27 protein-coding genes are annotated in these 24739 nt (G+C 61.1%); 14 read left to right on the top strand and 13 right to left on the bottom strand.

From position 1 onward, the window contains the following. From D4A92_RS09625 to D4A92_RS09680, 12 genes are all read right to left on the bottom strand, one after another. Positions 1 to 294, bottom strand: coding sequence for a hypothetical protein (locus tag D4A92_RS09625; protein WP_203019539.1), 294 nt, complete (start codon positions 292 to 294; stop codon positions 1 to 3). Beyond that, positions 291 to 614, bottom strand: a complete 324-nt coding sequence (locus D4A92_RS09630; RefSeq protein WP_203019541.1) for a hypothetical protein — start codon at positions 612 to 614, stop codon at positions 291 to 293. Before D4A92_RS09630 ends, D4A92_RS09625 begins: the two co-directional genes overlap by 4 nt. Further along, positions 611 to 922, bottom strand: coding sequence for a hypothetical protein (locus D4A92_RS09635; RefSeq protein ID WP_203019543.1), 312 nt, complete (start codon positions 920 to 922; stop codon positions 611 to 613). Before D4A92_RS09635 ends, D4A92_RS09630 begins: the two co-directional genes overlap by 4 nt. Further along, positions 919 to 1920 carry an AAA family ATPase gene (locus tag D4A92_RS09640; protein WP_246754055.1) on the bottom strand — a complete coding sequence of 334 codons (1002 nt, stop codon included), beginning with the start codon at positions 1918 to 1920 and terminating at the stop codon, positions 919 to 921. The genes D4A92_RS09635 and D4A92_RS09640 overlap by 4 nt, the downstream gene beginning before the upstream one ends. 96 nt (positions 1921 to 2016) lie before the next feature. Beyond that, complete coding sequence (locus D4A92_RS09645) at positions 2017 to 4038, bottom strand: transposase domain-containing protein (RefSeq protein WP_203019545.1); 2022 nt, start codon at positions 4036 to 4038, stop codon at positions 2017 to 2019. Beyond that, the gene (locus D4A92_RS09650; RefSeq protein WP_203019547.1) at positions 4035 to 4262 is read right to left on the bottom strand and encodes a hypothetical protein; all 228 of its coding nucleotides are present in this window, start codon (positions 4260 to 4262) and stop codon (positions 4035 to 4037) included. The genes D4A92_RS09645 and D4A92_RS09650 overlap by 4 nt, the downstream gene beginning before the upstream one ends. Continuing rightward, complete coding sequence (locus tag D4A92_RS09655; RefSeq protein ID WP_203019549.1) at positions 4259 to 4723, bottom strand: hypothetical protein; 465 nt, start codon at positions 4721 to 4723, stop codon at positions 4259 to 4261. Before D4A92_RS09655 ends, D4A92_RS09650 begins: the two co-directional genes overlap by 4 nt. After that, positions 4720 to 5550, bottom strand: coding sequence for a ParB N-terminal domain-containing protein (locus D4A92_RS09660; RefSeq protein ID WP_203019551.1), 831 nt, complete (start codon positions 5548 to 5550; stop codon positions 4720 to 4722). Before D4A92_RS09660 ends, D4A92_RS09655 begins: the two co-directional genes overlap by 4 nt. After that, complete coding sequence (locus D4A92_RS09665; protein WP_113731783.1) at positions 5551 to 5922, bottom strand: hypothetical protein; 372 nt, start codon at positions 5920 to 5922, stop codon at positions 5551 to 5553. Between the two features lie 8 nt (positions 5923 to 5930). Further along, the gene (locus D4A92_RS09670; RefSeq protein ID WP_203020103.1) at positions 5931 to 6209 is read right to left on the bottom strand and encodes a hypothetical protein; all 279 of its coding nucleotides are present in this window, start codon (positions 6207 to 6209) and stop codon (positions 5931 to 5933) included. Next, on the bottom strand, positions 6209 to 6760 hold the full coding sequence (locus D4A92_RS09675; RefSeq protein ID WP_203019552.1) for a hypothetical protein: 552 nt from the start codon (positions 6758 to 6760) through the stop codon (positions 6209 to 6211). Before D4A92_RS09675 ends, D4A92_RS09670 begins: the two co-directional genes overlap by 1 nt. Positions 6761 to 6820: 60 nt before the next feature. Further along, positions 6821 to 7081 carry a helix-turn-helix domain-containing protein gene (locus D4A92_RS09680; protein WP_203019553.1) on the bottom strand — a complete coding sequence of 87 codons (261 nt, stop codon included), beginning with the start codon at positions 7079 to 7081 and terminating at the stop codon, positions 6821 to 6823. Positions 7082 to 7106: 25 nt separating this feature from the next. Between D4A92_RS09680 and D4A92_RS09685 the strand changes: the two genes are divergently transcribed. The 9 genes from D4A92_RS09685 (at position 7107) to D4A92_RS09725 (ending at position 19529) form a co-directional block, all read left to right on the top strand. After that, a complete protein-coding gene (locus D4A92_RS09685) occupies positions 7107 to 8024 on the top strand; it encodes a transcriptional regulator (protein WP_203019554.1) in 918 nt (305 codons plus the stop codon). A gap of 689 nt (positions 8025 to 8713) precedes the next feature. Further along, positions 8714 to 9316: a TetR family transcriptional regulator gene (locus D4A92_RS09690; RefSeq protein WP_203019556.1), complete on the top strand. Its 603-nt coding sequence runs from the start codon at positions 8714 to 8716 to the stop codon at positions 9314 to 9316. A 23-nt stretch (positions 9317 to 9339) separates the two neighbouring features. Continuing rightward, entirely contained in the window at positions 9340 to 10497 is a 1158-nt protein-coding gene (locus D4A92_RS09695; RefSeq protein WP_203019558.1) for an efflux RND transporter periplasmic adaptor subunit, read from the top strand. 36 nt (positions 10498 to 10533) lie between these two features. Next, entirely contained in the window at positions 10534 to 13605 is a 3072-nt protein-coding gene (locus D4A92_RS09700; RefSeq protein WP_203019560.1) for an efflux RND transporter permease subunit, read from the top strand. A 531-nt stretch (positions 13606 to 14136) separates the two neighbouring features. Beyond that, positions 14137 to 15735, top strand: a complete 1599-nt coding sequence (locus D4A92_RS09705; protein WP_203019562.1) for an ABC transporter substrate-binding protein — start codon at positions 14137 to 14139, stop codon at positions 15733 to 15735. A gap of 164 nt (positions 15736 to 15899) precedes the next feature. Then, complete coding sequence (locus D4A92_RS09710) at positions 15900 to 16904, top strand: ABC transporter permease subunit (RefSeq protein ID WP_006727901.1); 1005 nt, start codon at positions 15900 to 15902, stop codon at positions 16902 to 16904. A 14-nt stretch (positions 16905 to 16918) separates the two neighbouring features. Next, positions 16919 to 17827, top strand: coding sequence for an ABC transporter permease subunit (locus D4A92_RS09715; RefSeq protein ID WP_006727900.1), 909 nt, complete (start codon positions 16919 to 16921; stop codon positions 17825 to 17827). Positions 17828 to 17829: 2 nt separating this feature from the next. After that, a complete protein-coding gene (locus tag D4A92_RS09720; protein WP_203019563.1) occupies positions 17830 to 18678 on the top strand; it encodes an ABC transporter ATP-binding protein in 849 nt (282 codons plus the stop codon). Continuing rightward, a complete protein-coding gene (locus tag D4A92_RS09725; protein ID WP_203019564.1) occupies positions 18675 to 19529 on the top strand; it encodes a dipeptide ABC transporter ATP-binding protein in 855 nt (284 codons plus the stop codon). The genes D4A92_RS09720 and D4A92_RS09725 overlap by 4 nt, the downstream gene beginning before the upstream one ends. Before the next feature lie 55 nt (positions 19530 to 19584). Here the strand turns inward: D4A92_RS09725 and D4A92_RS09730 are convergent, their stop codons facing one another. Then, positions 19585 to 20055, bottom strand: a complete 471-nt coding sequence (locus D4A92_RS09730) for an Lrp/AsnC family transcriptional regulator (RefSeq protein WP_203019565.1) — start codon at positions 20053 to 20055, stop codon at positions 19585 to 19587. A gap of 166 nt (positions 20056 to 20221) precedes the next feature. On the opposite strand from D4A92_RS09730, the gene D4A92_RS09735 reads away from it, so the two are divergent. From D4A92_RS09735 to D4A92_RS09755, 5 genes are all read left to right on the top strand, one after another. Further along, positions 20222 to 21394, top strand: a complete 1173-nt coding sequence (locus D4A92_RS09735; RefSeq protein WP_203019566.1) for an amino acid aminotransferase — start codon at positions 20222 to 20224, stop codon at positions 21392 to 21394. Positions 21395 to 21398: 4 nt separating this feature from the next. Next, complete coding sequence (locus D4A92_RS09740; RefSeq protein WP_203019567.1) at positions 21399 to 22025, top strand: YitT family protein; 627 nt, start codon at positions 21399 to 21401, stop codon at positions 22023 to 22025. Between the two features lie 226 nt (positions 22026 to 22251). After that, entirely contained in the window at positions 22252 to 22986 is a 735-nt protein-coding gene (locus D4A92_RS09745; protein ID WP_246754056.1) for a GntR family transcriptional regulator, read from the top strand. 42 nt (positions 22987 to 23028) lie between these two features. Then, entirely contained in the window at positions 23029 to 23784 is a 756-nt protein-coding gene (gene kduD, locus D4A92_RS09750; RefSeq protein ID WP_203019568.1) for a 2-dehydro-3-deoxy-D-gluconate 5-dehydrogenase KduD, read from the top strand. A gap of 34 nt (positions 23785 to 23818) precedes the next feature. After that, positions 23819 to 24733 (top strand): sugar kinase, encoded by a 915-nt coding sequence (locus D4A92_RS09755; RefSeq protein WP_246754057.1) that lies wholly within the window; start codon positions 23819 to 23821, stop codon positions 24731 to 24733. Positions 24734 to 24739: the final 6 nt, after the last annotated feature.

Here is a 24739-nt window from a genome sequence, read left to right on the forward strand (position 1 = left end):
TCAGGACACCTTGTTCTTGAGGTAGGACGAGCGCAGCCGCAGGAGTGCATCATGCAGGCGCTGGCGGGCTTCCTTCTCGCCAGCGGTGCCGCTGGCGAGCTGTTGGTGATCGAAGGCAGCAACGACCTGTTCGACGCGCTGCATGACGAAGAAGGTGCGGCTCTTCTTGGTGCCGCTCTTCGGATTGGTGCTGGACCCGGCCAAAGTGCTGGAGACGCCGGCCCCGACCTGATCAACGATGCGATCTAGCGGGATGCGGATCTCGGCTAGGACGAGGATGTGATCGTCGGTCATGCCGCGTCACCTCCATCCGGGCCGTGCTCGATCACGCGGATCCGTGTCGGCAGGCGATAGACATTGCCGCCGATCTGAGTGTCGACACGATCGGTGGCGAGACGGGGGCGCAGTTCAGACGGCGTAAATGAAAGTTTGCGCAACTCCATCTGGATCGCCAGCTCCTGCTCATATTCGCGAGCAAGCTCCTCGATTGTCCGCAAGTTCCTGATGAGTGTGTCTACTGCCTTAGGTTCGAGGATCATCCCGGTTTCGCGGTGTGGCCGGAACGCCTGGATGACATTGCCGATGAGGTCAGAGGCGAAGGGGCTGGCCATCATGGCTTTGCTCCTTTCCGGAAGCTGGGCCGCACAACGTTGTCGCCCCCCGGTACGCGCAGCGCCTTGATCTGGTCGGCAGCCTCGCGATCAAGGCTCGACCGGATCTCGCGTCCGGCTTCCATGTCACGAAGAAGGCGGACTTCAAGTTCGAGGTTGGCGGCAAGGGAACGCGAAGTGCGCAGGATGTCTATGAGCCGTTCGAACTCGCCTGCATCCAGAGTGACCGAAGCTCCGACAGCGGGGACGCGTTCAAAATCATCCACCAGGAGTGCGAGGGTTTCGCTAAGGTTGAGTGGCGCGTCGCTCATGAAATGTCTCCCATGTCGCGGTTGCGCCAGGCGGCATTCAGATAGCTGAGGTTAAGCTCCTCTCCGTTTCCGAGCGCGGCCATCATCGCGGCTTTGATCGTCCGGTCGATGTTTCGAAGAGCGCCGGGTTTCGTCGCGATATTGTGCAGGAAGCGTACGCAATCATGATCGGTAATACCCCAGGCGGAAATCAGCATGGCGGCGTCGTGCACGGGGTCACGCTCCCGTTTTAGGCGGCGGTCAAAGCGCGTCGCCACCTGGGCGCGGCTTGCGACCGATCCCTTGTCCTTCACGAAGGAAACGGCTGTATCCTCGTTGCCGATAAGGGCGACGCCGCACTTGTTGATGTCCACGAAATGGCGGATCTGGTTGACAGCGTCCGGCACGAGGTTCTGAGCCTCATCGATGATGAGCAGCGTGCCGTCGCCCAGGCGCTGCAACTTCCTGCCGATCGCCCTGACCAGCTTGGTCGGGTTGTTTTCCTGCACGTCAAGTTCGGCGGCAAGCTCGATGAGCATCGCGTGCACGGTTTTGGTGTGCGGGCTGATCGTGGCGATCCAGGCATGAGGGCGGGTATTGCAGAAATGCCGCGCAGCCGTCGTCTTGCCGGAGCCGGAGGGCAGGGTGATTGCGGTGAAGCCTGCCGTGATCTGCGTGAAGAGCAAGACATTATAGATGTCGGCCCCGACCATGGTCTTGACGAAGGTAGGCGAGACCGGAAGGCTTGCCGCGATGCTGGCGCTCTCTTCCAGCGCTTCCAGCCAGTTGCTGACCTGCTCGTTGATGTTGGCGAGCACCCCCGGATAGTTGCCATTGGACCACTGCGAGAAGGTGCCGTCCTTGATGCCTGCGCGGCGAGCAACTTCAGCCTTGTTCCAGGAGTTTGCATTGGCCGCGTCAATGACGCGGCTCAAGAGTTTCCGCCATGTTTCGACATCCGGTTCCGGGTGGCGCTGAAGAAACTCGGGCGCGGGCGTCGGGAAAGTCCAGTTTTGCATTGTATTCTTCGGCTTTAGCATTTAAAGGTTCCTGTGCTTTTGATTGTCGGGCGGGTCACTGTGACCCGCCCTCTTTTTTCAGTGGAACCGTACGCACTACTTCTCGGTTCGCGGTCTGCGCCCGAACGCACCACTTGTCGGGCGATCCCCTCTCGGGAATTCGATGATGGCGGCATCGCCGCCTGCCACGCGGGCAAGCCCGCGGCTGAATGCGTCCTCGTACTGATGTTCGTCGACCGTCACCTCCGGCACCTCCACAACCTTGGTTGCGACAGGTGTGCGGGTGATCAGCCGTGTGACGACGGGCGCTGCGGGTTTCGGCTTTGCCGGCTTGCGGCTGCCGCTTCGGCCCGTCAGCTCCTTCAGTTCGAGATCGGACAGTTTGCGGGCGCTGTTCAGCGCCGCCTGCTGGTCTTTCTTCTTGGTGGCGCGGGCACGGGCGATTTCGCGCGCGGCGTCGGCGCAATCGAAGCCGGTCTTGTCCACGCACTCGGCATCGCAGAGGAGCCGGCCGTCAGGTGCATAGACCTTGACGGCGCCATGCAGGTCGGACGGATCGAACAGGACCTTCAGCTTCTTGCCGATCCAGTTGTTGAGCGCCGGGTGGAAGTACCGGTTGTCGAACAGGTGGATTGCGCCGTCAGGCTTGCGGGCCGTCACGTTGACGGCGGCGAGCATCCACAGCGCCCGCTGCGACGGGCTGGCAAAGCGCACATAGGTATTGGCGGGATTCGCAACACTTTCGGCGAATACCGCGTCGAAGCTCCGCCCCTTGGCCGTTTCGGTCTTGCGCCCGGTCCTGGCATTGTGCTCCTCGACGCACATCGCCACGTGCCGCTCAAGCTCGTCGATCGGGACTGCCCGCGAGCCGTAGTTCTCCGGCTTGTGCTGCGTGCTGCGGCCCGTATAGCAACCGGCCATGGCCGGATGCTTGGCGATGTTTTCGGCAAGATCACCCCATCCGCGCTCGATGGGCTTCGACTGGCCGGAATACGGGTTGACGAAGCGGGCATCGATCCCGAGCGTCTTCAAGAGCCCGGCAACCTCATCTTCGGTGATCTTGAACCGGTTGCGACGCTTGGCCTTGCCGGAGATCATTTTCGAGGCAAAGGCGCGGCCGTTGTCCATGTAGATGCGATCGGGAATGCCGTGGGTCTCGACCATGTTGCCGATGGCAGTGCGCACCGCTTCCCAGGTCTCGGCCTCGCATAAAACCCACGAGAGGATCTTGCGCGAATAGATGTCCTGGATCGCCATCAGATAGACGCGGCCCCACTTCTCGCGGCCTGGAAATGAGACATGCAGGTCGAGCTTGTGACCGTCTGTGTTGACCATCTGCATCGCGTGGAGATGGGCGACCGAGCGCTGCAGGGCCGGAATGAGCCTCTTGGAGGCTTCCTTTCCTTTGCGCGCAAGCTCCTGGACGGCCTTGGGGATCTGAATGTCGATCCGGCGGCGAAGCGTCCGCTCATGCGGGATAGGTGCCCAGCCCTTCCGCTTGGCCACGTCCTCCATCCGTCGGTAGCATGCGGCAAAGGCCGGGCCTTCCGGGCGCAGGTAATCCGAAACCAGCATGTCCCAGGCGTCGGGATGCACGGGGGCGAGATCGGCGACGACACCGTCGGCAATCTTCGATGAAGATGGCGCAAGGGCCGCAAGCCAGTCCTGCCGGGCATGACCTTCGACCAGAGACTGCCACTGGTAGTAAGTGGAGATGGAGATATCGGCCTTGCGGCTGACATGCTTGATCGCGTCGAGCGCCCTGATGCCGGATTTTTTCATGTCCTCGACAGAGCAGATGATCGCAAGCCGCTCCTTGCAGACGGTCTTTTGCGTCTCGGTCAGCGCCTCGTATTTGCGCCACAGAAGCGCGGAGCGGTCACCGTCACCGCCGACAGGGGCCGAATGCAGGAAGGCGAGCTTCTGCCGGGCCGGATCAGGCAACAGCGAGATGTGATACTCGAAGCCACCGCCGCCTTCGCGGCCCTGGCGCTTGCGCACTTTGCCAATGGCTCGCCAGCCATGGCGGATGATGTATTTGTCATAGCCCTTGATCGTCCAGGGCATGTCGGGAAGCTTGGCTTCCGCCAAATCGGAAAGGGTGAACCACTCTTTCATGCGTCCCCTCCCTTCGGGCGGGCAGCCATATAGGCGCGGATATCGGCCTCGTGCTCGCGGCAGAACATCAAGGTTGCCCGGATCGCGTAGGCGCGCTCCATCAGCATGTCGGCTTCCGCCTGGCGCATCTTGCCGGTCCGCACGTGCTCGGGATAAACCCGCTGGCGCATGGCGATCTCGCGGTCTATCTCGGCAATCTGTCCGATGATCGAAATCCTCTTCACCCCAGGTCTCCCTTGCGGCGAATGGTGACCGGGGTCGAGGTGAGGCGGTTGAGTTCGCGGGTCAGCGCCCGCTGCTCCTGGCGCAGACGCGCAATTTCCGCGAGGCGCGCTTCGTCGCCCTCAAGCAACAGCAGCCCGTCATCCGACAGCACGACGTCCCACAGCCAGCTCGCGCCGGTGGCGCGCACAAAGGCCTTGAACCTGACGAGACTGATATCGTGGCCGGTCTTGCTCTCGGCGGTATAGGCATCGAGAGCCCCCTTCGAGACGGCTTCAAGCCGCAGATAATGGGCCATGCGGGCCGCAATCGTCGGGCGGTCATGCGGGCACTCGCGGATGGCGCGCGCCATCTCCCGCTTGAGCCGCGAGCGGAAGCGGTCAAGGTCAATCTGTTCCTTGGCGGCACGAACGGGGAAGACCGCCGAGGGCCAGAAGTCGAATTGGGCAGGGTCGCGCTTCATTCTGCGGCCTCCAGGCTGGAGGCACCGCGCATGTCGACGATGTGGTCGAGCACCCGCCGCACGGTGGTCTCGTCGGCTTTGGCAAGCAGCGCGACGATCTTGTTGTAAGTCTCGTCCTGCAAGGCATCGGCATTTAGCTGGACCTTCGGCTTCAGCCAGCCCCAGATGGTCTTGAGATCCGCGCCCTCTCGCAAACTGGCCGCAACGCGGCCCTGATCGTCGGCTGGCAGCTTGGCGAGCTTCAGCAGTTCCTTCTGGTCGTTCTCTGCAGGTGTTCCACGAACGGCTGCACGAAGGGCAGGAGTGATCTTTTGACCGATGCGCGTGACCTTTTTATAGGTCGTTGGCCCAAATCCGAGGCGCTCTTGGACCTGCTGGGAAAGCTCTCGGCCAGGGGCAAAAATCAAAGGGCACCCGGTGTCCTTTGATTTGCGATCACCGCCACGTGCAATTTTGCCGAACTTCTCCTCGTAGACCTCGCGGAACTTGAGGACGAACAGCGCCCGATCGAGAGGGGTAAGCTCGTTACGGTAGATGTTCTCGGAAAGTTCGATCAGCTGCGCCTCGACGGCGTCTGCAGAGACGACGATGACATCGATCTCTTCCCAGCCGTTCAATTCGGCAGCGCGAAGGCGATGCCCTCCCGCCACGAGTGTCAGCGGGGTCTTGCCGCCATTGGCAGCCGGTGTTGAGCGAACCGTGAGCGGATTGATCAGCCCGCGATCCATCATGGAGGCGGCAATGGCGGCAGCGTGATCCTCGTCGATCGGACGGGCGCGTTCACCGACATGAATCGAGGCAATCGAAACGGTCTTGAACGTCGCCATTTATGCAGCCTCCTCGTCGCGACGGGCAGCATCCTGCAGCTCGGCCATGAACAGGTCCTTCGCCCGCGCTGAAATCCGCTGATAGGCCCGCTCGAACACGGGGTCGTGCATCCGCTCGTCGACGGTGCGAACAGCGCCAAGGATCGTGGTGCGCGCAACGGTCAGGATCATCACCAGCCGGCGGCGCGGGATCGAGAACTCCACATTCAGGATATGAATGGCGATCTGGCGGGCGAGCTTCGCATCGAACATCTCGCGCGGCGGCGCGATGATGTCGCGAATGGCGATGTGATTGAAATGCGATCGGCTGGCGCGGTAACAGGCCGAAATCATCGCCTGCAGCCGTTCGTCTTCTGAATAGGGATTGAGCATGAGGCCTCTCAGAACTGTGCGAGAAGGAGGACGAGGCTCGCCGCAAGCGCACTCGCGACGATGGAAAAGATCATGATCAGGTCCGCGACCTGGCAGGCAGGAGAAGGGGAGGGCATGAACGGGTTGCGGCTGGCGATTTCGCCATCCGCTTTCGCCATTGGCTGCGCGCCGGATTTGGCGGAAGCTTGGGTCGTGACGCTGGCCGGCCGGGTCTGTCCGCCGGGGATCAGATCCCTGCGAACCGCAAGGTAGAAGGCGAGAACAGCGGTGCGGCTGGCGTCACGCATCACGCGGCCTCGCTCTGGCCGTGCAGGGCATCTAACCTCTGCCAGTAGCGACCGACGGAGCTTCGCGACGGCACTTGCGCCGCCCCGAACAGGTGGCGCACCCGCCACAGCGCCCCCTCGATCGTCATTTGCCGGTGCGCGCTGGTGAGAACCGCCCTGACGCCGATATGGCTCCACCATTTCGGCCGACGCCCGTTCGCCCAGATCGGCTTGTGTGCCATGGTCTCGGCGACCGCGATCTCCTCGGGCGAAAGATCGCGCTCCTCCATTTCCATTTCGTCGAACCGGTTGATCGAGGCGGCAACGTCATAGGTGTTGCCCGAGCGGACGCCGCTGATCATGTACTGGATGTCCATCCCGCAGGTCGCCATGCTGAACAGCAGATAGCCGTCAGGATTGATGCGGCCTGTCCGGATCTTCTCGATCGCCGATGGCGTCAGCGTGAGGCACTCCGACAGCTCGTCGTCGGGCCAGTTGCCGCACTCTTCGCGGAACCGCTGCCCGAAGGATTGAAGTTCGAAACAGGTAATTCTCTCGTCGCGTTTTGTCATTGATCGACTCGCGGTAAAGATGAAGATAGGCCTGCAGCGGCAAAAGCCGCGCAGGAACGGTCAGGCGGCCTTGCCGGACGTCTGGTATTCGCGGGCGAGTATCTTCGCGGCGGACTTCGGGTAGCGATCGGGGAAAAGCTCTTCGACCGGAACGCCGAGGAACTCCGCGATAGCCCGTTCGGACTTCTCGTTCTGGCGCGTCCAGATCGTGCGGAACCCGCCGGGAGAGATCCCGCGAAGTTCTGCAAGCTTGGCCATTGTCATGCCTCGGCGGCGCAATTCGCCGAGAATGGAATGCCGGTCCCACTTGGGCTTGGTCATCTGTGTACTCCTCAGGAAGCCGGTGTTGGCGCATCGGCTTTTTGTTGAATGGTTTGGATCAATCGAAGCCGTATCAAAGCGGCTTCATGTGATTTGGTACCCCAAAGATTTTTGGGTGTCCAGATATAATTGGTGTGAGGTTCTGATTTTGGTCGAAATGTCTGATGTTGCCGCACGTCTGGCGGAGGAGCGCGAGGCGCTCGGGTACAGCAGGGCGGCGTTTGCAAGGCTTCTTGGGCTAAGCACTGAGGGGCTTCGCGTAATTGAGGCGGGTAAGACCGCATTCCGCTCAGATGTTTTGGTAGCTGCCGCCGGGGCCGGGGCGGATGTTCAATACATCATCACGGGCGTCCGCTCGAAAAACGTTGAAAAGGTTGCCGACGAGGTCGGTTTCGAAAAACAGGTCATCCAGGGCAATGTCTCGGGCGTCGGCTTTGCCGGGGCTGGTGCAAACATCAGCATCGTCAACACCCAGACCCACCGCACCACGGTGCGGCCCGAGACCCGGCCAGGAGACGAGCATATCTCGATCGAGCAGCGTGCCATTTTGACCGAGCTGGTGAACAAGGTCGTCGAGAAGGAGGAGCTTTTGAAAAAGGCGCCCAAATCCTATAGGGCTGTCTGGGCCGCGTTGAACAAGCACTGCAAGGTGAACAGCTATCAGCTCATCGCGGCGGCGGACTTTGAAAAGGCCCGCAGCTATTTGAACCAGTGGATAGGAAGCCTGCACGGCATGCGCTCGGCCCCGCTGAAAGACGGCGAAGACTGGCGCAAGCGCAAGATCCAGGCGATCTGGGCCAACACCAAGACCCCGGACGATGAGGCCGCGCTGCGCGCTTATGCTCTGAAGAATTTCGGCAGCGAGAGCATCAAGGAACTGGCCAACGACGAGCTGGAGAAGACATATAAATATGTCGCCTCAAGGCGTAGTCGGAAGCGCTGAAATCGCCGCAGCCAGGAGGAACCTTGCAAAACCTCGAAAGGCCCTCGATTTGCGTGCCGCGACACCGGAAATGCCCGAAAATCCGGGCTTTTCTCTCTCCCTGCCTCATCAAAAACTTAAGGTTCCGCCTCAGTAGGGAACCTCAAATTGGAATTTCGCCCTCCAAAAGGCGTCGTCCAGGCCACCCGGCTTACTTCGCCGAAATGCCTCAACCTTGTTTTTTCAATGGCTTGAAGCCGCCTTAAAGGCCTTTCAACGATTTTTGAGGATTGCCTTGAAGAGGAGGGCTGCCGAGGCCGATCTTGACCGATGGGGCGGCAAACGGATAAATTCCCGTGTCAGAAGCCGCCGCACGCCGCCGCCGCTCCAAATGCTTCAAGTTATTGTTCTTCCTTGCTGTTTATCAGCAATTATCGGCTCTTATCACGTATTCCCAGAATTCCGGTTACAAGTGTCAGACAACACCGACCCAAAGCGTTCGCTTCAGCCTCCTTAAAAAGTCACGCGCCACATCTGCATTTTAGCTCTTTCTTTAGGCTGCATGGCGCTTCTTGTGCCCGCTTGCCATTGTTCTCGTGAGGGCTCTCGCCTCTACTCACAATTCACGCATCGCTTGACAAGTCGATTGACCGGTGACGATTTTTGATTTACGAATGACGAAATTCAAAAATCGTCAGTCGTAAATCATCATGACCCAGAGCACAGTCCCGTCCACCGAAGCAGCCGATATGTCCACCCGCATCCTTGAGGCGGCGGAGGGGCAATTTCGTCACTACGGATACAGCAAGACAACCGTCGCCGATGTGGCAAAGGAACTCGGCATGTCGCCGGCCAACATCTACAGGTTCTTCGGCTCGAAGAGCGAGTTGCTGGAGGGCGTTTGCGCCCGGCTTCTGCATCAGAGCCTGTCCATCGCCCAGTCCATCGCTGCCCTTCCGGTCAGTGCGGAGGAAAGGCTGCGCCGCTATTCCATGACGCATTTCGAGTTCACCGTGGCCACCATGCTCGATGAGCGCAAGGTGCATGACATGGTCGTGGCCGCGATCGAGCAGAGCTGGGGCGTCATCGACAAGCATATCGACGAAATCCAGGCCATCCTGACCGACATCATTGCGGAAGGCATGGAAAAGGGAGAGTTCGCCAAGGGCGACCCGGCCCATGCGGCGCGCTGTTTCGGCGCGGCGACCTCGCCACTGCACCATCCCCAGATGGTCGCACAGTGTATCGGCAAGACCAATCGCGCCGGTCCGGAAGATCTGACCGAATTCGCCATCCGAGCCCTCAAAGTCTGAGACCCCGCCGGGGAGGAACCACTATGTCCGCCAGCGTCCGCCTGTCCCTGAGTGCATTGTCCCTTTTCGCCGCCTTCGGGCTCGCCGCCTGCACGGAAGGCGGTGCGGAAACGGTGGAGCAGCCAAGCCTTCGCCCCGTGAAGGTGATCGAGGTCGAGGCGCCCTCGACCGCGCGCGAATTGCGCTATTCCGGAACGGTAAAGGCGCGCAGCGAAGCTGCCGCCGGCTTTCGGGTGGCCGGCAAGATCATCGAGCGCCTGGTCGATATCGGCGATCGTGTGATGCCGGGTGACGTGCTGGCGCGTCTCGACGTGACGGATTACCAGTTGCAGATGCGCAGTGCCGAGGCGAGCCTTGCCGCAGCCGACCGCCAGCTGGAAACGGCCGATTTCGCTCTCAAGCGCGCCGATGCCCTTTACCGCCAGCAGGTGACGACCAAGGCGCAGCTCGAGCAGGCGCAACTCACCTATAACCAGGCCCTCGCCACCCGCGACAGCCAGCGTTCGTCGCTGGAGCAGGCGCGAAACCAGGTCGCCTATGGCGAGCTGAAGGCCGACAAGCCGGGCATCGTCACCGCCATCAGTGCTGATGCAGGCCAGGTCGTGGCAGCAGGCAGCCCTGTTGTCACGGTCGCCGCCGACGGCGAGAAGGAAGCGCTGATCGCAGTGCCGGAGAATGAGATCTTCGCATTCGCTCCAGGCAAGCAGGTCGAGGTAGGCTTCTGGTCGAAGGATGGCCTTGCCCTCAAGGGAACCGTTCGCGAAGTTGCCGGCAGTGCGGATGCTACGTCGCGAACCTTTGCCGTGCGCATCACGCTTCCCGAAAATCCGCAGATCCTGCTCGGCATGACCGCGCGTGTCACGGCGCTTGCGCCGTCGGACAAGAATCTGTTCGAGCTGCCGCTGTCCGCCCTTGCCCAGGATGCTGCCAAGCAGCCGAAAGTCTGGACCGTCGACCGCACCGCGGCGACCGTTCATGCGCGACCGGTCACCATCGATACGTTTTCCGATACGGGGATCCAGGTGTCTGCAGGCTTGAAACCCGGCGACCTCGTGGTCGTGGCAGGCACGCAGTTCATGGCGGAAGACATGAAAGTTCGGCTGGCCAACGAGAACCTGTCGCGGTCGGCCGAGGCTGATCCGGCGACCGCCACCGTCACGCCCGACGCCGCCACCCGGTAAGCCCAGCGCGCCCCCTACCTTCGGGACATTTCAATCATGACAAACTCTCCTGTCGAACCGGGCTCGTTCAACTTGTCCCGTTGGGCCATCGCCCATCCCAGCATTGCCCGTTTCCTCTTCGGTCTGATCATCCTCACCGGTCTCTTCGGATTGATGCGCATGGGCCAGAAGGAAGATCCGGACTTTACCTTCCGCGTCATGGTGGTGCAGGCCTTTTGGCCGGGCGCATCGCTTACCGATATGCAGGATCAGGTCGTCAACAAGATCGAGCGCAAGCTGCAGGAGACGCCCTATCTGGACTGGGTCAAGTCCTACACCCGGCCGGGCTCGGCCATCATCACGCTGCAGGTGACGGGCAACACCGATGCCAACGACGTGGCCGACGCCTTCTATCAGGTGCGTAAAAAAGTCGGCGACATCGAAAACGAGCTGCCCGAAGGGTTGTTGGGCCCTTACTTCAATGACGAGTTCGGCGATACCTACATCACGCTCTATGCCCTGACCGGCGATGGCTACAGCTATCCCGAGCTGAAGCAATATGCGATTCAGGCGCGCGATGTTCTGTTGTCGACAGAGGGCGTCGAAAAGGCCGTGATCCTCGGCGATCAGCCGCAGAAGATCTTCATCGAGGTATCCTCCCAGGCGCTCGCCGAACGTGGGCTGACCTTCACCGATCTGCAGAGTGCGCTTGCCGGCCAGAATGCGATCGACGCCACCGGGAGTATCGACACGGGGTCACGATCGGTTCGCATATCCGTAGACGGCGGTTTCTCCGCCGCGGAAGACATCCGAGAACTTCGTCTCAATTCCGGCAACCAAGTCACGCGTCTGGGCGACATCGCCACCGTCACCGAAGGTCTCGAGGATCCCTATCAGCGCAAATTCAGGTTCAACGGCAAGGATTCCGTCCAGGTCGGCGTCGTCATGGCCAAGGGCTTCAAGGTGACCGATGTCGGTGATGCCGTGGAGGAGACGCTGGAGCGTTTCGAGGCGACCCTGCCGATCGGCCTGGAGGTATCGCAGATTTCGAACCAGCCGGAAGTGGTTCGCGAGGCGATCGGGGAATTCATGAAGGCACTCGGCGAAGCCCTGCTGATCGTGCTCGTCGTCTCGTTCGTCTCGATCGGCTGGCGCTCTGGCCTGGTGATTGCGATTGCCATCCCGCTGGTGCTCGCCGCAACCTTCGCCGTCATGTACGAACTCGGGCTCGACCTGCAGCGCATCTCGCTCGGTGCCCTGATCATCGCGCTCGGCCTTCTGGTCGATGACGCCATGATTGTCGTGGAGATGATGGAGCGAAAACTGGAGGAGGGGCTCGAGAAGCTGGATGCGGCGAGTTTCGCCTATTCCTCGACAGCCTTTCCGATGCTGACCGGAACGCTCATCACGACGGCCGGTTTCATCCCGGTCGGCTTCGCGGAATCGACTGCTGGTGAATATGTCCGCTCGCTTTTTTATGTCGTGGGCATCTCGCTCATCATTTCCTGGTTCGTTGCCGTCTATTTCACGCCCTGGCTCGGTTACATGATCCTGAAGCAGAGGGCCCATGCCGGTAGCCATCACGACGCTTTCGACACCAGCTTCTACCGTCGCCTCCGCGCAACCGTCTCCTGGGCCGTAGAACACCGCATCATCGTGATCGGCTCGACGCTCGCCATCTTTGCGTTAAGCCTCTGGTCCTTCCAGTTCATTCCGAAGAACTTCTTCCCGCAATCGTCGCGCCCGGAAATCCTTGTGGACGTGTGGCTGCCAGAGGGAACCTCGATCAAGGAAGTCGAGGCCGAGGCCAGGCGCCTCGAAGCGGAACTCCTGACCGATCAGGATCAGCGCTTTGTCGCGACCTATGTGGGCGAGGGCGCGCCGCGCTTCTTCCTGCCGCTCGACCAGCAACTGCGCAATCCGAACTATGCCCAGCTTCTGGTCATGGCGAGGGATGAGGATGCGCGCGAACGCCTGATCACCAAGCTGCGCATGAAGCTGGCGGAAGACTTTCCCTCAGTGCGGGGCAAGGTCGATCGGCTCTTCCTGGGGCCGCCGACCGGTTGGGCCGTGCAGATGCGTGTGAGCGGACCGGAGCGGGACGAGGTTCGCCGCATTGCCGATCAGGTGAAGGCGCGCTTCAACCAGAACCCCGTTTTGCAGGCTGTCCATGATGACTGGCTCGAGCCGGTCCCCGCGATGACGCTGGTCGTCGACCAGGATCGTGCCCGTGCCCTCGGCGTCTCGTCACAGCGCCTGCGTCAGATGCTGCAGGCGACGATGAGCGGTGCGCCGCTCGCAGACGTTCGCGCCGGTGAGGAAACGATCTCGATCGTGGCCCGGGAGCCGGAGGATAGCCGCCGCCTGTTGACGGCTGTCAACTCGATCTATGTCCCGACGGATCTCGGCGCCTTCATCCCCTTGTCGCAGATCGCCAAGGTCGTGCCGAAGCTGGAGCAGGGCATCGAATGGCGTCGCAACCGTTTGCCGACGATCACGGTGCGGGCCACCTTGCCGGATGATGTGCAGTCGAACGATGTGACCTTGAAGATGTTCGATGAGATGCAGTCCTTGCGCGACAGCCTGCCTGCCGGTTACGCGATCGAGATCCAGGGCGGAGCAGAGGACAGCGCCGAGAGCCAGGATTCGATCGCGGCCAAGGCGCCGATCATGCTGCTGGTCATTGTGGTGCTGCTGATGATCCAGTTGCAGCATTTCGGCAAGGCCATGCTGGTGCTGGCGACCGGACCGCTCGGCATCATCGGGGCCGCCGCCGCACTCCTCATTTCAGGCGCTCCCTTCGGATTTGTCGCAATCCTCGGCGTCATTGCCCTGCTTGGCATCATCATCCGCAACTCGATCATCCTGATCGATCAGATCGACCAAGACATCGCAGCTGGCATGGAACGGCGTGAAGCGATCATCGGATCGGCTGTCCGCCGCTTCCGCCCCATCATGCTGACGGCGCTGACCGCAGTCCTCGCGCTGATCCCGATTTCGCGCGGCATCTTCTGGGGACCGCTGGCCTACGCGATGATGGGCGGCATTCTCGTCGCAACCGTCCTCACAATTCTGGTTCTGCCCGCAGCCTATGCTTTCTTCTTCGGTCGCTCTCCCCACAAAGCGTGACCGAAGGAGAGGAGGAGAGGGTCCCCAAGCCTCTCCTCCTTCCCCTTTTCGCCCGTGCCGATGGCATTGCGTTTCATTGTTTTTTTTGATCGGTTGATAAATTTTCTTTCCGTTGCTAGACCACCGCGACTCGCTGGAGAGCCCTTGCCCTTTTGCGACGCATCATCGGATCCCTCCTTGATTCTCAATGGCTATCAAAGATCTCTAATTTTTGATGCATTCGAAATGCGACTTGTCGTGTTAGGAAATAATTAAACTGCTCGGCGCCGATTATGGCGAAAACCAGACCAATTCTGTGACGGAATTGAGCCGAATCTCTCTTTACAACGTTTCCGAAGGCGATAAGACACTGCATCAGTGATCGGGTGGATGATCTCTGCTGCTTGTCAGAATACGACGTGCCGCGAGAAGCCCTCCGATCGCCGGAAGACCGGTTGACTCCGACCTTCACAAAACACGGGCGCGATCCACGCGCTGCGGGACCAAAAGAACCGGCGAGGACGCTCGTCCTTTGCCTTTGGGAGACTGTTCATGAAAACCAAGTTCGCTCTTGCCGCTGCAGCACTTGCTGCAGCCACTTTCCTGTCGGGTGCCGCCAGCGCCAAGACCTTTGTTTACTGCTCGGAAGGATCGCCGGAAGGCTTCGATCCCGGCATGTACACCGCCGGCACGACCTTCGATGCCTCCGCGCATCCGATCTACAGCCGCCTGATGGAATTCAAGCCCGGCACGACCGAAGCCGAAGCCGGCCTGGCCGAAAGCTATGAAGTCAACGCCGAAGGCACCGAATACACCTTCAAGCTTCGTTCGGGCGTCAAATTCCACACGACCGAGTTCTTCACTCCGTCGCGTGATCTCAACGCCGATGACGTGCTTTTCTCGCTGGACCGTCAGCTGAAGGCCGATCATCCGTGGAACCAGTACGTTGCCGGCACCTCCTGGGAATATGCCGCCGGCATGGGCTTCCCGGAGCTGATCAAGTCGATCGAAAAGGTCGATGACATGACGGTCAAGATCACGCTCAACAAGCCGGAAGCGCCGTTCCTCGCGAACCTCGCAATGCCTTTCGCATCGATCGTTTCGAAGGAATATGCCGACAAGCTCGAAGCTGAAGGCAAGAAGGAACAGCTGAACCAGATGCCGGTCGGCACCGGTCCGTTCTCCTTCGTCGGCTACCAGCAGGATGCCGTCATCCGCTACAAGAAGAACGCCGATTATTGGGGTGGCGCGCCGAAGATTGACGATCTCGTCTTCGCAATCACCACGGACGCTGCCGTTCGCTACCAGAAGCTCAAGGCTGGCGAATGCCACCTGATGCCGTTCCCGAACGCTGCCGATGTAGAGACCATGAAGTCCGATCCGGCTCTGACCGTGATGGAGCAGGAAGGCCTGAACGTCGCTTACCTCGCCTACAACACGACCCAGGCTCCCTTCGACAAGCCGGAAGTCCGTAAGGCTCTGAACAAGGCGATCAACAAGGAAGCCATCGTCGACGCCGTATTCCAGGGCATGGCGACTCCGGCCAAGAACCCGATTCCGCCGACCATGTGGTCCTACAACCAGTCCACTCAGGACGACGCGTATGACCTGGAAGCCGCCAAGGCCGAACTCGAAGCCGCTGGTGTCACCGGCCTTTCGATGAAGGTCTGGGCAATGCCGGTTTCGCGTCCCTACATGCTGAACGCACGTCGCGCCGCTGAAATCATCCAGGACGACTTCTCCAAGATCGGCGTGACCGTCGAGATCGTCTCCTACGAATGGGCCGAGTATCTCGACCGTTCGAAGGCCAAGGATCGTGACGGTGCCGTCATGCTCGGCTGGACCGGCGACAACGGCGACCCGGACAACTTCCTCGACACGCTGCTCGGCTGCTCTGCCGTCGGCGGCAACAACCGCGCTCAGTGGTGTAACGAGGAGTTCGACGCCCTGGTGAAGAAGGCCAAGGTCACGTCCGACCAGGCCGAGCGCACCAAGCTCTACGAAGAAGCGCAGCTCGTCTTCAAGCGCGAAGCACCTTGGGCCACGATCGACCATTCGCTCTCGATCGTCCCGATGCGCAAGGAAGTCACTGGCTTCGTCCAGAGCCCGCTTGGCGACTTCACCTTCGAAAACGTCGACATCGCCGAGTAATCGAAACAGACAATCTTTCGCCGCGGGCCTTGGCCCGCGGCGTTTGTCGTTGATACGAGACCGATCTCGCGTCATGCTCGAACGCTCAGGCGGAGCGGTTGTGGCAAACCTCAAACGGCCACGGGGCCGTGGTTCGACCTCCTTAAAAACAACAGGTCTCACACATGTTTGGCTTTCTCCTGCGACGGCTCGCCGTCTTGATCCCGACCTTTATCGGCGTCTCGATCATTGCCTTCGCTTTCATCCGGCTTCTCCCCGGCGATCCGGTCGCGCTGCTCTCCGGTGAGCGCGTCATGTCACCCGAGCGTCACGCACAGATCAGTGCGCAGCTCGGTCTCGACCGTCCGCTCGTCATCCAGTACTTCGATTATCTCGGTGGCGTTCTGACCGGTGATTTCGGCACATCGATCGTCTCGAAAAGCCCGATCATCGACCAGTTCTTCGCGCTGTTCCCGGCCACGGTCGAGTTGTCCCTCTGTGCGATCCTGCTGGCCGTCGCCATCGGCGTTCCTGCCGGCATCATCGCTGCCATCAAGCGTGGCTCCTTCTTCGACCAGACCATGATGGGCATCGCCCTTGTCGGCTATTCCATGCCGATCTTCTGGTGGGGTCTTCTGCTGATGATCCTGTTTTCCGGCATCCTGCAATGGACACCGGTATCGGGCCGCATCTCGCTTATGTACTTCTTCCCGCCGGTCACGGGCTTCATGCTGATCGACAGCCTCCTGTCTGGTCAGAAGGGTGCCTTCGCCTCGGCCGCCAGCCATCTTATCCTGCCGACGATCGTGCTTGCCACCATTCCGCTCGCCGTCATCGCCCGTCAGACGCGCTCTGCCATGCTCGAAGTCCTGTCGGAAGACTATATCCGCACGGCACGCGCCAAGGGCCTTTCGCCCTTTCGCGTCGTCGGACTACATGCGCTGCGCAACGCGATGATCCCGGTCATCACCACGATCGGCCTGCAGATCGGCGTCATGCTCGCAGGCGCCATTCTCACCGAAACGATCTTCTCCTGGCCGGGTATCGGCAAGTGGATGGTCGATAGTGTGTTCCGTCGTGACTACCCGGTCATCCAGGGAGGTCTCCTCCTGATCGCCGGCATCATCATGGTCGTGAACCTCATCGTCGACCTGCTCTACGGCCTGATCAACCCGCGCATCCGCCACTAGAAGGATAAAGTCCCATGGCAGAGACAACAGTCAGCCAGCCGGTTTCGAGCGCTCAGATGCGCCGCCAGATGCTGGCCGAGTTTTGGTTCTACTTCTCCGAAAACCGCGGTGCCGTCATGGGCCTCGTCGTTTTCGTTGCCCTCGTGCTGATCGCCGTCTTCGCCGGCGTCATCGCACCGCATTCGCCTTTCGAGCAATACCGCAACGCAGTTCTCCTGCCGCCGGCATGGCTTGAGGGCGGCAACTGGAGCTATCCGCTCGGCACCGACCCGGTCGGCCGCGATATCCTGTCCCGCCTGATCTACGGCTCGCAGTATTCGCTCTTCATCGGCGTTTTCGTCACCACGCTGTCGCTGACAACAGGCATCGCAATCGGCGTCATCGCCGGCTACTACGGTGGCTGGCTCGACACGGCGATCATGCGCCTGATGGATATCATCCTGGCCTTCCCGTCGCTGCTTCTGGCCCTTGTGCTCGTTGCGATCCTCGGCCCCGGCCTGACCAACGGCATGATCGCAATCGCGCTTGTCTTGCAGCCGCATTTCGTCCGTCTGACCCGCGCAGCGGTGATGTCGGAAAAGACGCGCGACTATGTGACGGCCGCCCGCCTTGCAGGTGCAAGCCCCTTCCGCCTGATGTTCAAGACGATCCTGCCGAACTGCATGGCGCCGCTGATCGTCCAGGCGACGCTGTCCTTCTCGAACGCCATCCTCGACGCAGCCGCCCTCGGCTTCCTCGGCATGGGCGCCCAGCCGCCGGCACCGGAATGGGGCACAATGCTGGCCGAAGCGCGCGAATTCATCCTGCGCGCATGGTGGGTCGTGACCTTCCCGGGTCTCGCCATCCTGATCACCGTTCTCGCCATCAACCTGATGGGTGATGGCCTGCGCGATGCGCTCGATCCCAAGCTGAAGAGGTCCTGATCATGGCACTTCTCGAGATTCAGAACCTCACCGTCCAGTTCGAGACGGCCAGTGGTTGGTTCAAGGCGGTCGATGGCGTGTCGATGTCGGTCGCACCTGGTGAAGTGCTTGCCATCGTCGGCGAAAGCGGCTCCGGTAAGTCGGTCGCCATGCTCGCCGTCATGGGCCTTCTGCCGTGGACGGCGAAGATCACCGCCGACAAGATGGAATTCCTGGGGCGCGACATCCAGAAGATCTCGGCCGCCGAACGGCGCAAGCTGATCGGCAAGGACGTGGCCATGATCTTCCAGGAGCCGGTCGCGAGCCTCAATCCCTGCTTCACCGTCGGTTTCCAGATCGAGGAAGTCCTGCGCCTGCATATGGGCCTTGGAGCGAAGGAGCGTCGCGAGCGCGCCATTGAGCTCTTCAAGCTGGTGGGCCTGCCGGATCCTGCGGAACGCCTGAACCACTTCCCGCACCAGATGTCGGGCGGCCAGTGCCAGCGCGTGATGATCGCCATCGCGATCGCCTGCAATCCGAAGCTCCTGATCGCCGACGAGCCGACAACAGCCCTCGACGTGACGATCCAGAAGCAGATCCTCGACCTTCTGATGAAGATCCAGACGGAAACCGGCATGGGTCTGATCATGATCACCCATGATATGGCCGTGGTGGCCGAGACCGCCGACCGCGTCATCGTCCAGTACAAGGGCCGTAAGATGGAGGAAGCCGACGTGCTCTCGCTCTTCGAAAACCCGAAGAACCCCTATACCCGTGCGCTGCTTTCCGCACTCCCGGAAAACGCCACCGGCGACCGCCTGACGACGGTCTCCGACTTCCTGGCCGCCGCTGAAACGGGAGGTGCCGCATGACCGCCGCCACACAAACCCCGATGCTCGAGATCCGCGACATCAAGCGCGACTATCGCGTGCCGCAGGGCATGTTCAAGGAGGACAAGATCGTCCATGCGGTGAAGGGCGTGTCCTTCAAGCTCGACAAGGGCAAGACGCTCGCCATCGTCGGCGAGAGCGGCTGTGGCAAGTCCACGCTTGCCCGCATTCTGACCTTCATCGATGAGCCAACGGCGGGCGATCTCCTCATTGACGGCCAGAAGGTCGATACGCGTCCGGGCCATCTGACCGCCGACATGCGCCAGAAGGTACAGATTGTCTTCCAGAACCCCTATGGTTCGCTCAATCCGCGCCAGAAGATTGGCGACGTGCTCGGCGAGCCGCTGCTGATCAACACCAAGATGAGCGCTGCGGAACGTCGCGAACGCGCAACCGAGATGCTGGTCAAGGTCGGCTTGGGGCCTGAGCACTACAACCGCTACCCGCACATGTTCTCGGGCGGCCAGCGTCAGCGTATCGCGATCGCCCGTGCACTGATGCTCAATCCGAAGCTGCTCGTGCTCGACGAACCCGTTTCGGCGCTCGACCTCTCGGTCCAGGCTCAGGTCCTGAACCTGCTTGCCGACCTGCAGGAAGAGTTCGGCTTGACCTATGTCTTCATCAGCCACGACCTCTCGGTCGTGCGCTACATCGCCGACGAGGTGATGGTGATGTACTACGGTGAGGCCGTGGAATACGGCACGCGCGATGCGGTTTTCTCGGATCCGCAGCACGAATACACGCGCACGCTGTTTGCCGCGACGCCACGCGCCGATGTGGAATCAATCCGCGCCCGTATGGCCAAACGTCGGTTGGCAACGACGGCCGGTTGATAGCTTTTAAGGCTTGATGCGATGACAAAGGGCGCCAATACGGCGCCCTTTTTCGTTATGGCAGATAGCCGTAGGAGATCTTCGGACTGTCGAACACCATGGTCGACCTGATTGTCTTGATCTCCGCCAGGCGATCGAACTCCTGCCAGATCAGGCGCTTGTAGTCCGTCATGTCTCGGACCGAGATCTTCAGCAGGAAGTCGAACCCGCCGGCAACGGCATGGATCTCGACCACTTCCGGCAGTTTGCCGACATGGTCGATGAAGCGTTCGCCCACCTGCGGCGTCGTGCGATCAAGGGTGATTTCCACGAAGGCCTGCAGGCCGAGGCCCACCCGCGGCGCATCGACGACGATCGCCTGCCGGATGATCCCGCTCGTATAGAGACGGGCGAGCCGGCGCGATAGGGGCGCGGCGGTGAGCCCCACTCGTTCTGCGAGTTCCGCATTGTTCAGGCTCGCATCGTCCAGAAGGCAGGCGATGATCTTTCGATCGATCCTGTCCAGGGTCGCGCTCTCAGCTTCCATTATCGATCTCTACTGTCCGTCATGGCGCAAATTTCTATCGCCAAAAAGCCGTCTCTGGCAATGTGTCTTAAGTTCAGTTGGCGCCGCACATGAAATCCGCAGAGACTTTGCGCGGCAAACTTGATATCTCTCGTCCAACACAATCGCACTTTGACGAAGGTCCCCGATGTTCGACAAGCTCGCCTCCCAGCCCAATGACCCGTTGCTTGCCCTGATCGGGCTCTACAATGCCGATCATCGCGCCGACAAGATCGACCTCGGTGTCGGTGTCTACCGTGACGATCTTGGTCGCACGCCGGTCATGCGCTCGGTCAAGGCGGCCGAGAAGGAACTGTTGGAGAAGCAGGACAGCAAGTCCTATGTGGCGCCGGAAGGTGACCGCGTCTTCCTCGACCTGCTCTGGGATCTTGTCGGCGGCAAGGGACAGGGCAAATTTGCCGCGGGCGTTCAGACCCCCGGCGGTTCGGGCGCGCTGCGTCTCGCCTCGGATCTCATTGCCCGCGCGGGCAGCGGCCGCATCCATCTTGGCCTGCCCAGCTGGCCGAACCATGCCGGTATCTTCGGTGCGACCGGCCTCAGCGTCGAGACCTATCCCTATTTTGATGTGCCGACGCAGGACGTCCGTTTCGCCAGCATGATGAAGGCGCTGAGCAGCGCACCGCGTGGCGATGCCGTGCTCATTCATGCGAGCTGCCACAATCCGACTGGCGCCACGCTGACGTTGGCCCAGTGGGAAGAGCTGGCCGCGGTGATGGCCGAGCGTCGCCTCGTACCGCTGATCGATTCCGCCTATCAAGGCTTCGGCGCCGGCATCGAGGAAGATGCGGCTGGTCTGCGCACGATCATCGCCGCAGTGCCGGAAGCGCTGGTTGCCGTCTCCTGCTCCAAGTCCTTCGGCATCTATCGTGAGCGCACCGGCGCCATCTTTGCCGTTGCTGAAACGCAGGATGCGGCCGACATCGCCCGCTCGAACCTCGTGACCATGGCGCGCACCAGCTATTCCATGCCGCCTGATCACGGTGCGGCCGTCGTGCGAACGATTCTCTCCACCGAAAACCTGCGTCAGGACTGGATCGACGAGCTGAACAGCATGCGCGATCGTCTCAATGGCCTCCGCCGCGAACTGGCGGCAGCCCTCGGGGATGGTTGGCAGCTGGCGCCGCAGATCGCCGAGCAGCAGGGCATGTTCTCGCTCCTGCCGCTCAAGGAGGCCGATGTGCTGGCGCTCCGCAAGGAACACGGCATCTACATGCCGACCTCTGGTCGCATCAACATTGCGGGCTTGAAGAGCGAAGATATTCCGCGCGTCGCCGCTGTTTTGAAACCGCTTCTGGGCTGAGATCATGACCACGACAACCGTGAACCAGGCGGGCGCCGAGCGCCATCGCCTCTATGAAGACGTGCTCGCGATGATTTCCGGTACGATGTTCGTCTCCCTCGGGACGCTGATCTATACCGAGACCATGCTGACGGTCGGATCGAGCGCCGGCCTCGCGCTGCTTCTGTCCTATGTCAGTGGCTGGGGCTTTGGGGTGATCTTCTTCATCGTCAATCTGCCCTTCTACATCCTGGCGGTAAAGCGCATGGGCTGGGCTTTCACACTCCGGACCTTCACCGCCGTGGCGCTTGTGTCGATCCTGTCGAAGCTGAACGGCCAGTGGATCGATTTTTCCCATCTCGATCCACTCTACGCCACCGTGATCGGCGGCGGACTGATCGGCACGGGGCTGCTGATGCTCTTTCGCCACCGCACGGGTCTCGGCGGCATCAACATCCTCGCCATGTATCTGCAGGACAAGACAGGGCTGCGCGCGGGCTATTTCCAGCTCGGCGTCGACCTGACGATCTTCGCAATCGCCTTCTTCGTGCTGCCGGCCGACCGCTTGGCGCTTTCGGTACTGGGCGCTGCCATCGCCAATCTGATCCTGGCCATCAACCACAAGCCCGGTCGCTACATGGGTCTCAGCTGAGGTTGCTGACGGCGCCAACCCGGCGCCGTGTTCACGGTGACCAACGGGCGCCTTTGGCGGCAGGCTTCGATGTGGGCATCCCGTGAGGCGGACGTTGCGCTGCAGGACAGTGGTGATGACGTCACTGGGCCTGCTGTGCAATCAGCACAGCGAGGCGCTTTCCACGAAGCATGACATTTACACGCCTTAGAAACTGATATACTAATATTTCAGTTGGGGGAGCTAGATGCCGGAGACAGAGAAGCACGCTGGGAAAATGCGCACCGTTCCCGTCGAACATCATCGCGGACGAACGCGTGACGGACGTGCCGCGACCCGGATCCATGCGATCTTGCAGGACGAAATCGTCCGCCTCCAGTTGAAGCCGCTGGACACCCTGAACGAGAAGCAGCTCGGTCAGCGCTTTGGCGTCAGCCGCACGCCGGTGCGTGAAGCTCTGCTGCGGCTGGCGGATGAGGGGCTCGTCGAGATCTATCCGCAGTCCGGCACATTCGTCTCCCGCATCCCCCGCCGTGCGCTGTATGAGGCGATCCTGATCCGCAAGGCGCTTGAGGCGACCACTGTCTCGCTCGCCATTGCCGCGATGAAGGATGGCAGCCGGTTGCGTTCGCTCGAAGACAATCAGTCGGCCTTGATAGAGGCGGCCAGTGCCGGAGATATTCCGCTTTTCCACCGGAACGACACCGAATTCCACCAGTTGATCGCCGATATCGCCGGCTACCCCGGGATCTGGACGGTGATCGCGCAGGTCAAGGTCCATATCGACCGCTATCGTTTCATCACTCTGCCTCGCACGGGGCGGCTGGATATCGTCATTGCCGAGCATGCAGCGATCATCGACGGGATCCGTGGAGGCGACGACGGCGCGGCGGTACTGGCCATGAGCCAGCATATCGGCCGCATGACCGAGGAGCTGGACGATATCGGGGATCTCGATCCCGAGCTTTTCATCGACGCCTAGATCGAACAGGCGGCCCTTGCCAGATATTCCGGGAGCAACATCATGAAACCATCCTTCGACCTTTCGGGCCGCACAGCCATCGTCACCGGTGCAAACACAGGCATCGGCCAGGCTATTGCCGTGGCACTGGCCGCTGCTGGTGCCGCTGTTCTCGGCGTCGGCCGATCGGGCATGAGCGAAACCGAGACCATGATTGGCTCTGCGGGTGGTCGTTTCGCCTCCTTTTCTGCCGACCTTTCGACCATCGATCCGGTCGACGACATCGTCGAAGCGGCGGTATCCGCTTTTGGCTCGGTCGACATTCTCGTCAACAATGCGGGCATCATCCGGCGTGCCGATGCCATCGACTTTACCGAGGCCGACTGGGATGCCGTCATGGACGTCAACCTGAAGACGGCTTTCTTCCTTTCTCAAGCTGCTGCCAAGCGCATGATCCCCAATGCCCGCGGCAAGATCATCAACATCGCGTCCATGCTCTCCTTCCAGGGGGGCATCCGCATCCCCTCCTACACGGCGTCCAAGAGCGGCCTCGCGGGGCTTACCCGCCTTTTGGCCTGTGAATGGGCCGCCAAGGGCATCAATGTGAACGCGATTGCGCCGGGTTACTTTGTCACCAACAACACGACCGCCTTGCGGGAGGATCCCAAGCGATCCGGCGATATTCTCGGGCGAATCCCGGCAGGCCGCTGGGGCAATCCGGAGGAGCTCGGTGGCGCCGCAGTCTTCCTGGCCTCAGATGCCTCGGCTTATGTGCATGGCACGATCCTGCCCGTCGACGGCGGTTGGCTGGCGCGCTAGGTAGGAACTGGAAGCGACAAGACGGGGGATAAAGATGGGACGGATCGTATCGATCGGCGAATGCATGGGCGAGTTGTCGGAGACGGGTTCGCCCGGCACCCTCAGCATGGGTTTTGCCGGAGATACGCTGAACACCGCCTATTATCTGCGTCACAGTCTGGGGAAGGACTGGCAGGTCGATTATGTGAGCGCCGTCGGCACCGACGGGCTCTCCGACAGGATGGTCGATTTCCTGAACAATGAGGGCATCGGGACCGAGCATGTCCGTCGCCTGGCCGACAAGACGATCGGGCTCTACTACATCACCTTGAAGGACGGTGAGCGCAGTTTCACCTATTGGCGCAACGACAGTGCCGCAAAGCGGCTCGCGAGTGATCCCGCAGCCCTCAATCACGCGCTCGAGGGTGCGGATCTCGCCTACTGGTCCGGTATCACACTGGCCATTCTCTCGAACCAGGATCGACTGACGCTGATTGAGGCGCTTGGCCAATTCGCGGGCAAGGGCGGCACTGTAGTTTTCGACCCCAATCTCCGGCCACGTCTCTGGGACAATCCCGAGACCATGCGCGGCTGGGTGCATCGTGCCGCGGCTGTCAGTGACCTCTGCCTCCCGTCATTCGAGGACGAGGCGACATGGTTTGGCGATGCCGATCCGACTGCGACGGCGAAACGTTACCAGGAGGAAGGGGCTCGAAGGGTCATCGTCAAGAACGGCGCCGATGACGTCACGTTTGCTGCCAGCAGTGGTGAAGTCTCCCGCATTTCGGTCCCATCGGTCAAGCATCTCGTCGATACGACCGCTGCCGGCGACAGTTTCAACGCGGGTTATCTCGCTTCAGAACTGAACGGCGCATCGGTTCAGGATGCGGTCTCTGCCGGTGCCAGACTGGCGGGCAGAGTGATCGGTGCCCGGGGAGCGCTGGTTCCGAACGCCGTGAAGCCGGTCTGAAAGGAT

It is taken from the genome of Rhizobium rosettiformans, assembly GCF_016806065.1.
Classification (GTDB): Bacteria; Pseudomonadota; Alphaproteobacteria; order Rhizobiales; family Rhizobiaceae; genus Allorhizobium.

Bases quoted from the DNA above. Each gene is read 5' to 3' on its own strand.
- D4A92_RS09710 (WP_006727901.1), top strand. From the start codon at position 15,900: ATGTTTGGCTTTCTCCTGCGACGGCTCGCCGTCTTGATCCCGACCTTT.
- D4A92_RS09655 (WP_203019549.1), bottom strand. From the start codon at position 4,723: ATGAAGCGCGACCCTGCCCAATTCGACTTCTGGCCCTCGGCGGTCTTC.
- D4A92_RS09680 (WP_203019553.1), bottom strand. From the start codon at position 7,081: ATGACCAAGCCCAAGTGGGACCGGCATTCCATTCTCGGCGAATTGCGC.
- D4A92_RS09755 (WP_246754057.1), top strand. From the start codon at position 23,819: ATGGGACGGATCGTATCGATCGGCGAATGCATGGGCGAGTTGTCGGAG.
- D4A92_RS09645 (WP_203019545.1), bottom strand. From the start codon at position 4,038: ATGAAAGAGTGGTTCACCCTTTCCGATTTGGCGGAAGCCAAGCTTCCC.
- D4A92_RS09700 (WP_203019560.1), top strand. From the start codon at position 10,534: ATGACAAACTCTCCTGTCGAACCGGGCTCGTTCAACTTGTCCCGTTGG.
- D4A92_RS09640 (WP_246754055.1), bottom strand. From the start codon at position 1,920: ATGCAAAACTGGACTTTCCCGACGCCCGCGCCCGAGTTTCTTCAGCGC.
- D4A92_RS09740 (WP_203019567.1), top strand. From the start codon at position 21,399: ATGACCACGACAACCGTGAACCAGGCGGGCGCCGAGCGCCATCGCCTC.
- D4A92_RS09665 (WP_113731783.1), bottom strand. From the start codon at position 5,922: ATGCTCAATCCCTATTCAGAAGACGAACGGCTGCAGGCGATGATTTCG.
- D4A92_RS09660 (WP_203019551.1), bottom strand. From the start codon at position 5,550: ATGGCGACGTTCAAGACCGTTTCGATTGCCTCGATTCATGTCGGTGAA.
- D4A92_RS09690 (WP_203019556.1), top strand. From the start codon at position 8,714: ATGACCCAGAGCACAGTCCCGTCCACCGAAGCAGCCGATATGTCCACC.
- D4A92_RS09720 (WP_203019563.1), top strand. From the start codon at position 17,830: ATGGCACTTCTCGAGATTCAGAACCTCACCGTCCAGTTCGAGACGGCC.
- D4A92_RS09735 (WP_203019566.1), top strand. From the start codon at position 20,222: ATGTTCGACAAGCTCGCCTCCCAGCCCAATGACCCGTTGCTTGCCCTG.
- kduD (WP_203019568.1), top strand. From the start codon at position 23,029: ATGAAACCATCCTTCGACCTTTCGGGCCGCACAGCCATCGTCACCGGT.
- D4A92_RS09630 (WP_203019541.1), bottom strand. From the start codon at position 614: ATGATGGCCAGCCCCTTCGCCTCTGACCTCATCGGCAATGTCATCCAG.
- D4A92_RS09635 (WP_203019543.1), bottom strand. From the start codon at position 922: ATGAGCGACGCGCCACTCAACCTTAGCGAAACCCTCGCACTCCTGGTG.
- D4A92_RS09670 (WP_203020103.1), bottom strand. From the start codon at position 6,209: ATGCGTGACGCCAGCCGCACCGCTGTTCTCGCCTTCTACCTTGCGGTT.
- D4A92_RS09725 (WP_203019564.1), top strand. From the start codon at position 18,675: ATGACCGCCGCCACACAAACCCCGATGCTCGAGATCCGCGACATCAAG.
- D4A92_RS09715 (WP_006727900.1), top strand. From the start codon at position 16,919: ATGGCAGAGACAACAGTCAGCCAGCCGGTTTCGAGCGCTCAGATGCGC.
- D4A92_RS09705 (WP_203019562.1), top strand. From the start codon at position 14,137: ATGAAAACCAAGTTCGCTCTTGCCGCTGCAGCACTTGCTGCAGCCACT.
- D4A92_RS09695 (WP_203019558.1), top strand. From the start codon at position 9,340: ATGTCCGCCAGCGTCCGCCTGTCCCTGAGTGCATTGTCCCTTTTCGCC.
- D4A92_RS09675 (WP_203019552.1), bottom strand. From the start codon at position 6,760: ATGACAAAACGCGACGAGAGAATTACCTGTTTCGAACTTCAATCCTTC.
- D4A92_RS09730 (WP_203019565.1), bottom strand. From the start codon at position 20,055: ATGGAAGCTGAGAGCGCGACCCTGGACAGGATCGATCGAAAGATCATC.
- D4A92_RS09745 (WP_246754056.1), top strand. From the start codon at position 22,252: ATGCCGGAGACAGAGAAGCACGCTGGGAAAATGCGCACCGTTCCCGTC.
- D4A92_RS09625 (WP_203019539.1), bottom strand. From the start codon at position 294: ATGACCGACGATCACATCCTCGTCCTAGCCGAGATCCGCATCCCGCTA.